General features: G+C 58.8%; 15 protein-coding genes and 1 pseudogene. 8 read left to right on the forward strand and 8 right to left on the reverse strand.

The annotated features are described in order from the left end of the window. The 5 genes and pseudogenes from ACIOWA_RS23300 to hmpA form a co-directional block, all read right to left on the reverse strand. Positions 1-377: pseudogene (locus ACIOWA_RS23300) on the reverse strand (hypothetical protein); the annotation flags it as partial. A gap of 3 nt (positions 378-380) precedes the next feature. Further along, positions 381-1,322: a ubiquinol oxidase subunit II gene (cyoA, locus tag ACIOWA_RS23305; protein WP_339432141.1), complete on the reverse strand. Its 942-nt coding sequence runs from the start codon at positions 1,320-1,322 to the stop codon at positions 381-383. Positions 1,323-2,147: 825 nt separating this feature from the next. Beyond that, positions 2,148-2,657, reverse strand: coding sequence for a disulfide bond formation protein B (locus ACIOWA_RS23310; RefSeq protein WP_277759198.1), 510 nt, complete (start codon positions 2,655-2,657; stop codon positions 2,148-2,150). A gap of 25 nt (positions 2,658-2,682) precedes the next feature. Beyond that, positions 2,683-3,243 carry an ester cyclase gene (locus ACIOWA_RS23315; protein ID WP_401162154.1) on the reverse strand — a complete coding sequence of 187 codons (561 nt, stop codon included), beginning with the start codon at positions 3,241-3,243 and terminating at the stop codon, positions 2,683-2,685. A gap of 166 nt (positions 3,244-3,409) precedes the next feature. Continuing rightward, positions 3,410-4,591 (reverse strand): NO-inducible flavohemoprotein, encoded by a 1,182-nt coding sequence (gene hmpA, locus ACIOWA_RS23320; protein ID WP_339432142.1) that lies wholly within the window; start codon positions 4,589-4,591, stop codon positions 3,410-3,412. A 163-nt stretch (positions 4,592-4,754) separates the two neighbouring features. Between hmpA and norR the strand changes: the two genes are divergently transcribed. The 5 genes from norR to ACIOWA_RS23345 all read left to right on the forward strand — a co-directional run bounded on the left by norR (position 4,755) and on the right by ACIOWA_RS23345 (position 9,075). Next, positions 4,755-6,314 carry a nitric oxide reductase transcriptional regulator NorR gene (gene norR / locus ACIOWA_RS23325; RefSeq protein ID WP_339465294.1) on the forward strand — a complete coding sequence of 520 codons (1,560 nt, stop codon included), beginning with the start codon at positions 4,755-4,757 and terminating at the stop codon, positions 6,312-6,314. A gap of 125 nt (positions 6,315-6,439) precedes the next feature. Next, entirely contained in the window at positions 6,440-7,342 is a 903-nt protein-coding gene (locus ACIOWA_RS23330) for a chemotaxis protein CheV (protein ID WP_221731499.1), read from the forward strand. 27 nt (positions 7,343-7,369) lie between these two features. After that, positions 7,370-7,828, forward strand: coding sequence for a GNAT family N-acetyltransferase (locus tag ACIOWA_RS23335; RefSeq protein ID WP_401162176.1), 459 nt, complete (start codon positions 7,370-7,372; stop codon positions 7,826-7,828). An 87-nt stretch (positions 7,829-7,915) separates the two neighbouring features. Beyond that, positions 7,916-8,242, forward strand: a complete 327-nt coding sequence (locus tag ACIOWA_RS23340) for a hypothetical protein (RefSeq protein ID WP_339432144.1) — start codon at positions 7,916-7,918, stop codon at positions 8,240-8,242. Between the two features lie 83 nt (positions 8,243-8,325). Next, positions 8,326-9,075 carry a YkgJ family cysteine cluster protein gene (locus ACIOWA_RS23345; protein ID WP_401162157.1) on the forward strand — a complete coding sequence of 250 codons (750 nt, stop codon included), beginning with the start codon at positions 8,326-8,328 and terminating at the stop codon, positions 9,073-9,075. Between the two features lie 74 nt (positions 9,076-9,149). Here the strand turns inward: ACIOWA_RS23345 and ACIOWA_RS23350 are convergent, their stop codons facing one another. After that, positions 9,150-9,389 carry a hypothetical protein gene (locus tag ACIOWA_RS23350; RefSeq protein ID WP_401162159.1) on the reverse strand — a complete coding sequence of 80 codons (240 nt, stop codon included), beginning with the start codon at positions 9,387-9,389 and terminating at the stop codon, positions 9,150-9,152. Between the two features lie 111 nt (positions 9,390-9,500). Next, on the reverse strand, positions 9,501-9,806 hold the full coding sequence (locus tag ACIOWA_RS23355) for a type 1 fimbrial protein (RefSeq protein ID WP_401162161.1): 306 nt from the start codon (positions 9,804-9,806) through the stop codon (positions 9,501-9,503). Between the two features lie 265 nt (positions 9,807-10,071). On the opposite strand from ACIOWA_RS23355, the gene ACIOWA_RS23360 reads away from it, so the two are divergent. The 3 genes from ACIOWA_RS23360 to ACIOWA_RS23370 all read left to right on the forward strand — a co-directional run bounded on the left by ACIOWA_RS23360 (position 10,072) and on the right by ACIOWA_RS23370 (position 13,354). Further along, the gene (locus tag ACIOWA_RS23360; RefSeq protein WP_401162163.1) at positions 10,072-10,293 is read left to right on the forward strand and encodes a hypothetical protein; all 222 of its coding nucleotides are present in this window, start codon (positions 10,072-10,074) and stop codon (positions 10,291-10,293) included. 195 nt (positions 10,294-10,488) lie between these two features. Beyond that, positions 10,489-11,805 (forward strand): OprD family porin, encoded by a 1,317-nt coding sequence (locus ACIOWA_RS23365; protein ID WP_401162165.1) that lies wholly within the window; start codon positions 10,489-10,491, stop codon positions 11,803-11,805. 43 nt (positions 11,806-11,848) lie between these two features. Beyond that, a complete protein-coding gene (locus tag ACIOWA_RS23370) occupies positions 11,849-13,354 on the forward strand; it encodes a sensor domain-containing diguanylate cyclase (protein WP_401162167.1) in 1,506 nt (501 codons plus the stop codon). A 68-nt stretch (positions 13,355-13,422) separates the two neighbouring features. On the opposite strand, the gene lpxC is transcribed toward ACIOWA_RS23370, so the two are convergent. Continuing rightward, positions 13,423-14,066, reverse strand: a 644-nt coding sequence (lpxC, locus tag ACIOWA_RS23375; protein ID WP_401162169.1) for a UDP-3-O-acyl-N-acetylglucosamine deacetylase, incomplete at its 5' end; no start/stop codon positions are given.

The raw sequence follows: 14,066 nt of genomic DNA on the forward strand, positions 1-14,066 counted from the left end.
GGGGGCGCCGTCGGCCGCCTCCCCCCCCCCCACACACACCTCCCCACTACCCTACTCCGCGCCGCTCTGTGCTGCCTGTGTTTGCGGCACCGGGCCCGGCCGGTGCCCCACCCCCCGGTGGCCATGGCCAACTGGGTACGCATCATGATCGCGTCGGCAAAGCCGCGCAGCAGCATGACCATGGCAACGACGATGTACATCACGCCGATTTTCTTGTGGTCGACCGACGTCAGCCACTCGGTCCACAAGTACGTCCACTTCTTGAAGTAGGTGATTGCAGCGAACAGCGCCAGACCACCGAGGGCGATCATGGCGATGGTCACCATCACGATCGGCTCGTGGAATGGGACTGCTTCCCAACTTAATTTACCAAACATCGTTTACTCCTCTGCCCCGGCAGCTGAATGCGAACTCGAGTCAATATCCGTGGCCGCCACTTCTTTCTCTTTCTTCTCGTGCTTCAGCGGCTTGCCCGGCTTCATACCTTCGTACTTGTCGACGATGATCTGGAACTGGTTAGGCGTGACCGACGAGTAGAGCTCGACTGGGTTGTTCTGGCTCGGTTTGGCAAGGGCTGCGTATTCAGCTTGATCAAGCTGTTTAGGTGACTTCTTGACTTCGCTTACCCAGGCGTCGAAATCTTCCTGAGTCGTCGAGATGGCTTTGAACTTCATGCCGGTGAAACCCGCGCCGCTGTAGTTGGCGGAGATACCGTCCATTTCAGCGTTGCGGTCAGCGATCAGGTGCAGCTTGGTCTGCATGCCCGCCATCGCGTAGATCTGGCCGCCCAGACCCGGGATGAAGAACGAGTTCATCACAGCGTCGGAGGTGATCTTGAAGTTGATGGGCGTGTGCGCCGGGAACACGATCTTGTTGACCGTGGCAATGCCTTGTTCCGGGTAGATGAACAGCCACTTCCAGTCCAGCGCGACCACTTCGATGGTCACAGGCTTGACGTCGGATTCAATCGGACGATACGGGTCCAATTCGTGGGTCGAAATGTAGGTGATGTAACCCAGGGCAATAATGATCAGCACCGGGATGGTCCAGACCGCCACTTCGATTTTGGTCGAGTGCGACCACTTCGGGGTGTAGACGGCGTTCTTGTTGGACGCGCGGTACTTCCAGGCAAACAGGAAGGTCATGACGATAACCGGCACCACGACCAACAGCATCAGCAAGGTCGCGGTGATGATCAGGTTGCGCTGTTCCAGGCCGATCTGGCCCGTTGGATTGAGCAAGGTCATGTTGCAGCCTCCCAGCAACAACGTGCCGAGCAGCGGCACTAGGCCTAGTAATCTGGGGTACCTGTTTTTACTCATCTCACGACCTCTAAAGCAGCTTGCGCAATGCAGTTGGGTTTTGATCGCCAACACTTCACCCTGCCAAGGGTTGGCATTTTCTTTGGATTGAATAAGGGCCGCCCGTCGCGCGTCAGACGCTCGACAAATCCCGGAGCAGCGTTAAGTTCTTATTCGAATTCGTGGTCAAAGGCCTTGTTACAGACCAATTCCATTTGGTGCGGAAAGTTGGAAGGCACCGACACCTGGGTGTCTCGCCAGCCATCCGGCCTGCTCGACACCCGACTTCCTGCTCAGTTCCTTAATAAAGGCTGAACAGTGCCGGAAATTCATTGCGGGCGATTGTAGATAGGTAGCGCCCTATACACCATGTCTTATCCCGAAATAATTTTTATCCGTTCGAGCAAAAATCCATCGCCATTTTTGCAAAAGTGCCGCATGTTATCGAAATCGATTCTCAACAAAAACACCAAAAATAGTAGGTGTATCCGCATCAGTTCAGACAGCTCTGAAGGCTTTTTGCGAAGACCAGAACTGCGCAAAGCCTGATATTCAAAGGCTTTTGGCCATATCCCGACGCTTGTTAAAAATGCCTGATCTGGCACTCGCGTTCAAAACACGAAAAACGCCGAAACAGACCAATCCTTTTTTGTAACAGCACACCAATCCGTGTCTGTGAAACCGCTGGCGACGCCGCTCGTGTGACAACATGTCGCACACCTGTCGCACGCTCCATTGCCGTTCGTCACGGTGATCTGACAAACACTCTGAAATGCAAAACGCCCCGATTTGCTGATCCGCAAATCGGGGCGCTTTCTGTATCGGCCAAAGCGTTGAAAAGTTGACTCAGCGCAGTGCTTTCCGGTTACGCGAGGTCAGCAGTGGCACCAGAATCACCACCAGCACGAACGCCACCAGCGCCCATTGCGCCAGCGACAGACCGAGGATCGGCGGGTACGGCGTCGAGCAGAAACCGTCGACCTGGAAGCCCAGCGGGAAGATCTTCGCCAGCGGCAGGTCATCGACAATCGGCTGCAGCACATCGATGCCGCAGCTCACCGCCGGATAGAACTGCGTGTAAACGTGATGCCCGGCCACACCTGCGCCAGCAATCGCGCAAATCACCACCAGCACTTCAAACACCGTGATGCTGCGCCGGGTGCGCATGCCTGCGCCAATGAACGCGAACAGCGCAATCAGCAACAACGCATAACGCTGCAAGATGCACAGCGGGCATGGCGCCTCGCCCAGTACGATCTGCATGTACAGCGCCCCACCGATCAGCGCCAGGCAGATGATGCCCAGCAGCACCAGAAAGCGCCGCTCACGTCCCAATCGAATCGTTTCCTCGCTCATCGCGTTTCCCTTGTATGTCCATGGTTCAGTTGGCTGGCGGCTGCGCGTGCAGTTGCGCCATCAGGCTGATGTTGTCTTCGATATGCCAATTGGCCGCGATGCGACCGTTGTCGATCTGATAGATATCGGTTGCCCGGAAGTCTACACGCTGGCCCTGCCCTTTGAGAGCCTTGAACGTGCCGCTGAAGTGCCCGTGAAAGTGCAGATGCACCACCACGCGATCACCGGCGACGATCATTTGCTCAATGTCGCAACGCAGGTCCGGCACCGCTGTGCGAAAGAACTTCGACGCCAGCAATGGCCCGGTCGGCCCTTGCACCCGACCTTCAGGCGGAGTCTTGTCGACAAACTGCGGCGACAAGGCGGCGATGGCCAATGCCTCCTCACCCGAATTCCAGAAACTGCCATAACGCCGCGCTGCCAGTTCCATGGCCTCAACCTGTGCCTTGGGCAGGCTCTGATCGACGATCAGGGTCTGCGGTGTGATCAAGGCCGATTCGGCACAAGCAAATGGGCTGGCCAACAGCGAAGCCGACAGGCTCAGCGCAGCGAGGCTGAAACGAGGGGAGAAGATGATGTGCGACATGGGAGCGATCCTGATCAGGTAAACGAACGAGCGCCTATCATCAGCATCGGGGAATAAACGATAAACCGGTTAAGAAACGATTAACCTTTAAACACTTTTTAAGAATCGAGACCGTAGTGATGCCATCGCGGGCAAGCCCGCGATGCAAACGACTCGGTCCGAAGGATTATTCCAAAGCGGATGCAGGGCCAAAGAACTCATACCGGCTCTGCTTCTCCGGCACGCCCAGCGCTTTGAGATGGCGCTTGATCGCCGCCATGAAACCTTTCGGCCCCAAGAAATAAGCATCGACATCACGCTGCGCCGGCAGCCATTCGCCGAGCAATTGCTGGTTCAACATCCCGACGTTGTCCGCCGCCGGGCTCACACCGTCATCTTCGGCGTAGCAATAGAAACGCTTGAGTTGCGGATGACGCTCAGCCAAACCATCGATCCAGTCGCGGAACGCATGGACGCCGCCGTTGCGTGCGCAGTGGATAAAGTGCACCGGGCGCTTGGTCTGCAGCGCCGCTTCAAGCATCGCCAGGGTCGGCGTGATCCCGACGCCACCGCTGATCAGTACCAGCGGTTTGTCGCTGGCCGTCAGGGTGAACTCACCCGATGGCGGAAACAGCAGAATGCTCGCCCCCACCTGCAATTGATCGTGCAGATGATTGGACGCACGGCCGCCCGGCTCGCGCTTGACGCTGATGCGGTACTGGCCTTTGTTCGCCAACGCCGACAGCGAGTAGTTGCGACGGATTTCTTCGCCATCGAGGATCAGCTTCATTCCGATGTACTGACCCGGCTCGGCCGCGAGAATCGGGCCTTTGTCCGCAGGTTCAAAGTAGAACGAAATGATTTCCGCGCTCTCCTCGACCTTGGCCGCCACAATGAACTCGCGCGCGCCGCGCCAGCCGCCGACGGCGTGTTCTTTCTGATCATAGATGGCGGTTTCGGCGCCGATCAGAATGTCGGCCAGTTGCCCATAGGCCGCGCCCCAGGCACTCATCACCTCAGGCGTAGCGATCTCTTCGCCGAGCACTTCAGAGATGGCGCGCAGCAGGCATGTACCGACGATCGGGTAATGTTCCGGCAGAATCTGCAGGGCGACGTGTTTGTTGATGATCTTCGCCACCAGGTCGCCCAACTGGTCGAGTTGATCGATGTGCCGCGCATACATCAGCACGCCGTTGGCCAGGGCCCGCGGTTGATCGCCGCTGGCCTGGTGGGCCTGGTTGAACAACGGACGCACTTGCGGGTATTCAGAGAGCATCATGCGATAGAAGTGGGTGATCAGCGCTTCACCGCCGCTTTCCAGCAGAGGCACGGTGGATTTGACGATGGCACGATCCTGGACGCTAAGCATAAGGGTGACTCCTGCGTTATCTTGAAAGTTACCTTAGGCTTATCAGCTTCCGTGCCAACTTTATTTCCTATAAAAAACAATCACTTAAAATTTAAGTAGTCATATCGACACCAAGCTATTTATAGTCAACACGACTACATCTTGTCTCTTTGACTACAAAACCATGTCCGCCAAATCCCTGCTCACCGCCCTGCTGCCTCTGGTCTCCGACCTCTCCCGTGAACTGCCCGAGGGCGAGCGTTACCGACGCCTGCTCGAAGCCATGCGCGCCCTGCTGCCCTGTGACGCTGCCGCACTACTGCGCCTGGACGGCGAAGCGCTGGTGCCGCTGGCGGTGGACGGCTTGAGCACCGACACCCTCGGCCGACGTTTCAAAGTCAGCGAGCATCCGCGCTTCGGAGTGTTGCTGGCAGGCAAAGGGCCGACCCGATTCGCTGCTGACAGTGACTTGCCCGATCCTTACGACGGCTTGGTCGAGGGCCTGGACGATCATCTCCAAGTCCACGACTGCCTCGGTTGCCCGTTGTTCGTCGATGAAAAGCTTTGGGGCCTGATCACCCTCGACGCCCTGGATCCCGAGCGTTTCGAACCGATCGAACTGGATGCACTGCAAGCCTTCGCCAGCCTCGCCTCGGCCACGGTCAACGCCGCCGAGCGCATCGAACGTCTGGCGACTCGCGCCGAAGACGAACACCAGCGCGCGGAGGTCTACCGCCAGGCCAGCGGCCAGCAGCACCGCGAAATGATCGGCCAGAGCAAAGCCCTTAAACGGCTGGTAGAAGAAATCAATCTGGTGGGTGGCAGTGATCTGACCGTGTTGATCACCGGCGAAACCGGGGTCGGCAAAGAACTGGTCGCCCAAGCCATTCACGCCGCCTCCCCTCGCGCTGATAAACCGATCATCAGCCTCAACTGCGCCGCCCTGCCCGACACGCTGGTGGAAAGCGAGTTGTTCGGCCATGTACGCGGCGCGTTTACCGGCGCCACCAGTGACCGGCGCGGCAAATTCGAGCTGGCCAATGGCGGCACGCTGTTTCTTGACGAGGTCGGCGAGTTGTCGCTAACGGTGCAGGCCAAGTTGCTACGGGTTCTGCAGAGCGGCCAATTACAGCGCCTAGGCTCGGACAAGGAGCATCAGGTCGATGTGCGCTTGATCGCCGCGACCAACCGCGACCTGGCCGAAGAAGTGCGCAGCGGCCGTTATCGCGCCGACTTCTACCACCGCCTGAGCGTGTACCCGCTGCGGGTGCCGGCGTTGCGTGATCGCGGGCGTGACGTGCTGCTGCTCAGCGGATTCTTCCTCGAACAGAACCGTTCGCGCATGGGCCTCAACAGCCTGCGGCTCAACAGCGACGCCCAAGAGGCCCTGCTCGCCTACACTTGGCCGGGTAACGTGCGAGAGCTTGAACACCTGATCGGTCGCAGTGCCCTCAAAGCGCTGGGCAACAGCAAAGTAAGGCCGAAAATACTCAGCCTGAGTGCCGCGGACCTGGATTTACCGCATGAGGTTGTGGATAACTCGCCTTTGCCGGCGGCCGCTGTTGTGGCGCCTGTATCGCTCATCAGCGGGGACTTGCGCGCGGCGACCGAGGCGTATCAGCGCCAGTTGATCAGTGCGGCGCTGGCGCGCAATCAGGATAACTGGGCAAGTGCGGCGCGCGAGTTAGGGTTGGATCGGGCAAATCTGGGGCGGATGGCCAAGCGCCTCGGCATGAAAAACTGAAAAGCTGAGAAGCCCCCTCACCTGACAACTGACCTAAAGCCCATCCTTTAAACGCCGATAACCCGGCATCGATCGTTTTTGGCGATTCCACCTTCGCCCATCACCTTTTTCCACAGAAGGTTTTTATGTCCTCCAACAAAGCCCGCGCAGATTCACTTTCGCTTCTGCTGTTTACCTTGCGCAGCGGCAAGCTGATGGCGATCAACCTGCTGAAAGTCAGTGAAATCATCCCCTGCCCGCCGCTGACCAAGCTGCCGGAGTCGCACCCGCACGTCAAAGGCATCGCCACCCTGCGCGGCGCCTCGCTGTCGGTGATCGACCTGAGCCGCGCCATCGGCGAGCGACCGCTGGAAGACCCGAACGGCGGCTGCCTGATCGTCACTGACGTCAGCCGCTCGAAACAAGGCCTGCATGTACAGGCCGTGAGCAAAATCATCCATTGCCTGACCACCGACATCAAACCGCCGCCGTTCGGCTCCGGCGGTGTGCGCGCCTACATTACCGGCGTGACCTCGGTCGAAGGCACGCTGGTGCAAGTGCTGGACATCGAAAAAGTTATCCACAGCATCGCCCCGGCGCAGATTGAAATGGCCCCCACCGACCTGACCATGGAAGACGCCGAAGTCCTCGGCAACGCAAGGATTCTGGTGGTCGACGACAGCCAGGTAGCGCTGCAGCAATCGGTGCATACCCTGCGTAACCTCGGCCTGCAATGCCACACCGCGCGCAGCGCCAAGGAAGCCATCGACTGCCTGCTCGACCTGCAGGGCACGGCGCGGCAGATCAACCTGATCGTCTCGGACATCGAAATGTCCGAGATGGACGGCTACGCCTTCACCCGGACCCTGCGCGAGACCCCGGACTTCGCTCACCTCTACGTGCTGCTGCACACCTCGCTCGACAGCGCGATGAACAGCGAAAAAGCCCGCCTGGCCGGGGCCAACGCGGTGCTGACCAAGTTCTCCTCGCCGGAGTTGACCCAACGCCTGATCGAAGCGGCCAAACACGTTGCCGCCAGCGGACACTGAGCCTTGAGCCAGACGTACTGCTTGCTGATGCGCCGCGATCTGCGCGCGGACGCGCCGCCAATTGTCTGGCCGCAGGGTATCGAGGTCAGTCTTTATAACGCCGAACTGGCCCCGACCGTGCACCACCTGATGCAACTGGGCTATCGCGAGGGCGGCGGCCGGGTGCCAGCGCTGGAGCAATGGCAGCGACGGTTTGAAACCGATCCCGAATACGATCCGACCCTGTGTTTTATTGCCCACGATACCGAGGGCGTCGTCGGTGTAGCGCAATGCTGGACCAGTGCCTACATCAAGAATCTGGTGGTACATCCGCGTGCTCGAGGCCGAGGTCTCGGTCGGGCGTTGCTGCTCAATGCATTCAAGGTGTTTCAGCAACGACGCGAGGGGTTTGTCGATTTGAAGGTGCTGGAAGATAACGTTCGGGCGCAGCGGTTGTATGAGAGTGCCGGGATGTATGCGGTTCGCCGGGAAATCGTCCCGCACTGATCCACTGCTTCCCCGCGACGACGTCGGCACAGACAACGTCTCACACTCAGGCATACTCCAACCTCGGCCATAACAAGGATGCCCACCATGAAGACCCTCACCTTAAGCCTGCTCTGCCTCACCGCGCTCACCTCCCTGGCCCACGCCTCCAGCCCCGAAGCCTGGGCGGCCTACGACAAAAGCGTACTCGCCAGTTGCACCAAGGCCAGTGGCCTGAAAAACGTCAAACCGGTTGGCAACCCCGCGCAATTCGATCGCCGAGTCGGTTACACCGCCGTTCTGCTGCAAGGTCAATACCCGCAAAAACACATGAAGGGCCAGCAAGGTACAGAGCTGTGCCTGTTCAACAAAAAGTCAAAAAGCGCCTTCGTCACCGAATGGGACTCGATCCGCCCCACCGCCAAAGCGCAGTAAATGGCGCACAACTTGCTTCGACAGGAGCCTGCACGGCGACTTTACGTCGCCGTTTCACACCCTGATTGAAGATTGATCGTTCAATGAATACGACGTTTTCCTGCGTAGGTTGCGGCAAATGCTGCACTGACCACCATGTCCCCCTGACCCTCTCCGAGGCCCGCATGTGGGCAGCGGATGGCGGCCAGGTGATCGTGCTGGTCGAAGCATTCCTCAGCAACGGCCTGGGCTTACCGGCGCAGCAGCGCGAGCACGCCGAACGGCGGTCGGTGGTGGTGCGCAGCGGTATGGCCGATGCCCACGTAGCCATCACCTTTGCCGCATACAACGTCGGCCCCTGCCGGAATCTTGACGAAGACAAGCGCTGTCGGATTTATGAACGTCGCCCCCTGGTGTGCCGGATTTATCCAGCGGAAATCAACCCGCATATTCCGCTCAATCCTGCCGCCAAGGATTGCCCGCCGGAGTCTTGGGAACAGGGCCCGGCGCTGATCGTCGGCGGTGAACTGGCTGATCAGCAATTGGTGGAGCTGATACAGCGTTCACGTCAGGCGGATCGCGATGACATCCAGATCAAAGAGGCGATTTGCGCCAGGCTCGGCATTCGCACCACGGCGCTCAAGGGCGACGGGTTTACGGCGTATTTGCCGAATATGGCGGCGTTTGCCACCGTGATAGACCAAGTGAGCGCGCAACCGCCGAGCGAAGCCAAGAGTGAATGGCTGTTTCATGTGTCCGGGGATGACATTGCCGGGCAAGTGCTGGCGGCCGGAGGGCAGGTGGCGACTGAGCCGGCGCAGACGTATGCGTTCATCTCGCTACGGGCGGCATGATCCAGCATTTTCGCTGAGGCTGATGACCTGACCGTGATCGAACATCACAGCCAGGCCTGAGAGGGGAATGAAACTCAGCGCTTGCCCATCGAACGACGGGTGCCCGGCGGCGCCATGCCCGGGGTCTTGGTGTGGCCATTCTTGGCGCCGTTCTTGTACCAAGGCTGGTTCGAACCTTTGGCGCCCGCCAACTCGCCCGGTTTGAACGGGAATTTGAAAGCCGGGATCTCGGCTTTGATTTCGTTGGCGTCGGCCAGTTCAGCCGGGACATCGCTCACGGCGTCGTCAACCGGCGGTAGGGTCGGGGAAGTCATAAAAGCTCCGCAAAGCAAAAAATCGGGCCCGATCAGTGAGCCACAAAGGCGCGCAGTATACCTGTGCGCCGTGGGTCAGCACCTGAAGATTTGCGGCGCACGCCGAACGGTTTACAGGTAAGTGATGGTCACAATGCCTTTGTCGGCCGAGGTCTTCAGCGACTCATAGGTCATGGCAAACGGCAACGTCTCATGGCTGCACGCGTTGCGGTAGGTATCGACATCGAAGCGCATGCCGGGCTTGAGCTCGACCTGGCGCGATTCACTGAAAGCCAATGTTCCCGCTCGCCCGACTTCACAGCCGGAATCGACGATTTGACCGGTGAAACGGATCTCCCCGGCAGTGCCTTGAGGGGCAGCAGAGACCGTGAGCGCAAGCAAAACCAACACACTCGAAATGACGGTTCTGAGTTTCATGACAGGACACTCCCGTAGAGACCCACGCCGTTAATGCTTGGGCTATATAACGTGTATCCGCTGGCGAGAGCGGATCTTTAAGCGCGCAGCGGCGGGTCGGCTCTCAGCGCTGTCTTCCATAGACCGGAAGATCAATACACCAGAGCCCGCCGATATTTGCTGTTGCTGTAACAGTCATTTATGAAAATCACGCTGTTTCCAGGCGCAAAGCGACCTTATCTTTGCCCGCACCAAACAGCACTTGCCAAGCAAGAAGGTTTTCAGAATGTCCAACAGTATGGGTATTGCCAGCGCTTTCGTTTTGTCCTCATTGATCCTGTCGCCGATGGCGATGGCTGAAGAATCCCAAGCGTTCGTGGCGCAAAAAATTGCACGAGCCCAAGCGTACGATCAGCACCAGGCTGAAATGGTGGCCAAGGCCAAAGGCGCCCCGCAAGCCCCTCAGGCCGCTGCCGGCGCGGCTCAATCGCCAGAGAAAGACAGCTGATTAGCGCCCTGTTCCGCTTCCCTCGACGCGGTTGTTTGGCTCTTCCCGTTCAACCGTCGTCATTGCAGGCCGCTGCCTTTCAGCGGCCTTTTTTCGTTGTGGGCTGAAAGCCGTTTGGTGCGTCTTCCCCAATAAAAAACGTTGAGCACCTCGATACATTGAAGTGCCAATCGACCCCAAGGAGCTCCCCTGTACGTGCGTTACCCAGTCCGTTTTACTCCGTTGTTCATTGCAGTTGCCGCAACGATGGCATCCTCCGCCCACGCCGATGAGCCGGCCAAAGAAGGTTTCGTCGAGGGCTCGAACCTCAACCTCAACGCCCGCAATTACTACATCAATCGCAATCGTCTCCAGCGCACAGACGACAACATCGAGTGGGGCCAGGGCTTTCTCGGCATCTTTCAGTCCGGCTATACCGAAGGCACGGTCGGCTTTGGCGTTGATGCACACGCCATGCTCGGGCTGAAACTCGACGGCGGTGGCGGTACGGATGGCTCCAGCATCCTGCCGATCAGTGATGGCCACGGCAAAGCGCCGGGCGCGTTCTCGACGGCCGGCGGCACCCTGAAAATGCGCGCGTTCGATACCGAGCTGAAGGCCGGCGATCTGTTTCTCACCAACCCGGTGATTGCTGGTGGTGACAGCCGTATGCTGCCGCAAACGTTCCGAGGCGTCAGCCTGACCAACCACAGCTTCGACGGCTGGTTGATCGAAGGCGGTCAGGCCAGTTTCACCAAGCCTTACAACCAGAGCGGCCACACACGCATCGGCACCTCCTATGGCGCCCTGGCCGATGGCGATGACAGCCGTCACCTGAACTGGGCGGGCGTGGCCTGGAGCGGTGTCGAGGGTTTGACCAGCAGCCTTTACGCCTCCGAACTCAAAGACATCTGGAACCAGTACTACTACGACCTCGACTACACTTGGCAATTGAACGATGTGATCAGCCTCAATCCGGGCCTGCACGTCTATCACACCCAAGACACGGGCGATGCGCTGCTGGGCAACATCGACAACAACACCTACAGCTTGCACGTCACGGCCGGTGTCGGCGGCCACAGCGTCACCGCCGCGTATCAGCGGGTCAACGGCAACACGCCGTTCGATTACATCAGTCAGGGCGACAGCGTTTACCTGGACAACTCGCAGCAATACTCGGACTTCAACGGCCCGAACGAACGCTCGTGGAAGCTCAAATACGCCTATGACTTCGCGGGTGTCGGTGTGCCGGGCCTGAATTGGGCGGTGTCCTACTCGCGCGGAACGCTTGATCTGAGCAAAGTGGACCCGGACAGTCAGGGTTACTCCAACTGGTACAGCGCCGAAGGGCGAAACGCCAAGCACTGGGAACGTGACATCGATCTGAAGTACGTGGTGCAAAGCGGTCAGGCCAAAGATCTGGCCGTGCGTCTGCAATGGGCAACCCACCGTGGCAGCAACGGTTACGGCGCGATTGATACAGACACTGATGAATACCGCGTAATCTTCGACTACCCGATCAACGCCTTCTAGGATCGGCGCTACGCTCAAAGGACCTCTCAACCGAAAGCGCATCATGATCGCGAGCCTTACCCCACCTGTTGCGGGCAAGACCGGACGCCCCGAGCTGCTGCTGATCTGCGGCAGTTCGCTGACCGTGTTCGCGATTTTGTGCATCGTCACTTTTCTACTGATCCGTGAGCACGCCAACGCTCAGGAAACGGCCACCCGCAGTGCCACGACCATTGCCCAGTTGATCGACGCCGACGTGCTGCGTACCGTCGAGCTGTACGACCTGACGCTGCAAGGTCTGATTGCCGCTGCACAGCGCGACGACTTGCAAGCGGTCTCGCCTCAAATCCGCCATCTGGCGCTGTTCGACCGCTCGACCACGGCACGCTTCAAGGGCGACATTCTGTTGCTCGACAAACACGGCGATGTGATCGCCGACTCTTCAAGAGTCGAACCTAAACCCGGCAATTTCGCCGACCGTGATTACTTCCTGGCCCATGCGTTCAACCGCGACGTCGGCATGTTTATCAGCCGTCCGTTCAAGACCCGTTGTGATTGCGATGAGGCCAACCAATGGCGGATCAGCTTCAGTCGGCGGGTGTCTTCGGACACTGGTGAGTTCATCGGCGTGGCTGTGGCGTCGATGAAGCTCGATTACTTCGAGCAGTTGTTCAACAGCCTGAATATCGGCAACGACAGCACACTCAACATCATCAATAACGATGGCGTGTTGCTGGCGCAGAAACCTTACCTGCAAAGCGACTCTATCGGCAAAAGCTTCGGCAACCGGCCCAACGTGCTGCGCATACTGCGCGACAGGGACGGCAGTGGGAGTTTCAGCAGCACATCGAGCATGGATCAACAGCAGCGGCTCTACACCTATTCGCGGGTCGGCAATTTGCCCCTGGTGGTCATCGTTGCGCTGTCCGGCGATGAAGTCTTCGCCACTTGGCGGCGTACGGCGATGCTGATCAGCGGCGCCACGGGGGTGTTGTGTCTGGGGTTGTTGTGGCTGACCTGGCTGCTCGCCCGCGAACTGCGCCTGCGCCAACGGGCCGAACGGGATCTGGCGCAACTGGCTGCCACGGACGCACTGACCGGTCTGGCCAATCGGCGGATGCTCGATCAATCGCTGCGCCACGAGTGGTTCCGCGCCCAGCGTGCGGGCAAACCATTGTCGGTAATGATGATCGATGCCGATCACTTCAAGGCCTTTAACGACCGGCATGGGCACCAGGCGGGTGACCAGGCATTACGCGAGCTGGCCAAAGTCATCAAGGCGAACGTGCGACGGCCGGCAGACTTGGTGGCGCGTTATGGCGGCGAGGAGTTTTCGGTGATTCTTGCCGAGACCGACAGTCATGGCGCGCAGCAGATTGCCGAACATATTCGTGAGGCGGTGGAACAATTGCCGCTGGTCGACGGGGCGCAGGTGCCGATGACGGTGAGTATCGGTATCAGCACCTGGACGGCAGCGAGCGAGATGACGCTGGAGCAGTTGCTGTTTGCGGCGGACAAGGCGTTGTATCAGGCCAAGGAAGGTGGACGCAACCGAGTGCTGGCGGGCTGAGTTCTGTTTCAAACAATAAAAAAAGGCCACCCAAAGGTGGCCTTCAAAAAACTAGAGAGGTTTTTTACTTACACCGCCGCAACAGGGCGCATGTAAGAGATGGGTGCGGTGCTGGCGTCTTCGAACGTCACCACTTCCCAAGCATCTGTCTGCTCAATCAACTTGCGCAGCAACTGGTTGTTCAGTGCATGACCGGACTTGAAGCCTTTGAACTCACCAATCAGGCTATTGCCCAGCAGGTACAGATCGCCAATGGCATCGAGGATCTTGTGCTTCACGAATTCGTCTTCATAGCGAAGGCCGTCTTCGTTCAGTACGCCATCGGCATCGACCACGATTGCGTTTTCAACGCTGCCGCCGAGTGCGAGGTTGTGCTTGCGCAGGTACTCGATGTCACTCATGAAACCAAAGGTACGGGCGCGGCTGACTTCTTTTACGAACGAAGTGCTGGAAAAATCCACGCTTGCACTTTGGGTGCGGTCCCGGAAAACCGGGTGATCGAAATCGATCTCGAAGCTCACCTTTAACCCTTCGAAAGGAACGAAAGTGGCGCGCTTGTCGCCGTCTTCCACTGTCACTTCACGCAGGATGCGGATGAATTTCTTGGCGGCGTCCTGTTCTTCCAGGCCAGCCGATTGAATCAGGAATACGAAGGGAAATTCATCCGCATCCTGCGTGAAGTGACAGTGGAAGACGGCGACAAGCGCGCCAC

Origin of the sequence: Pseudomonas sp. NPDC087614, assembly GCF_044743485.1 — a bacterium.
Classification (GTDB): Bacteria; Pseudomonadota; Gammaproteobacteria; order Pseudomonadales; family Pseudomonadaceae; genus Aquipseudomonas; species Aquipseudomonas baetica_A.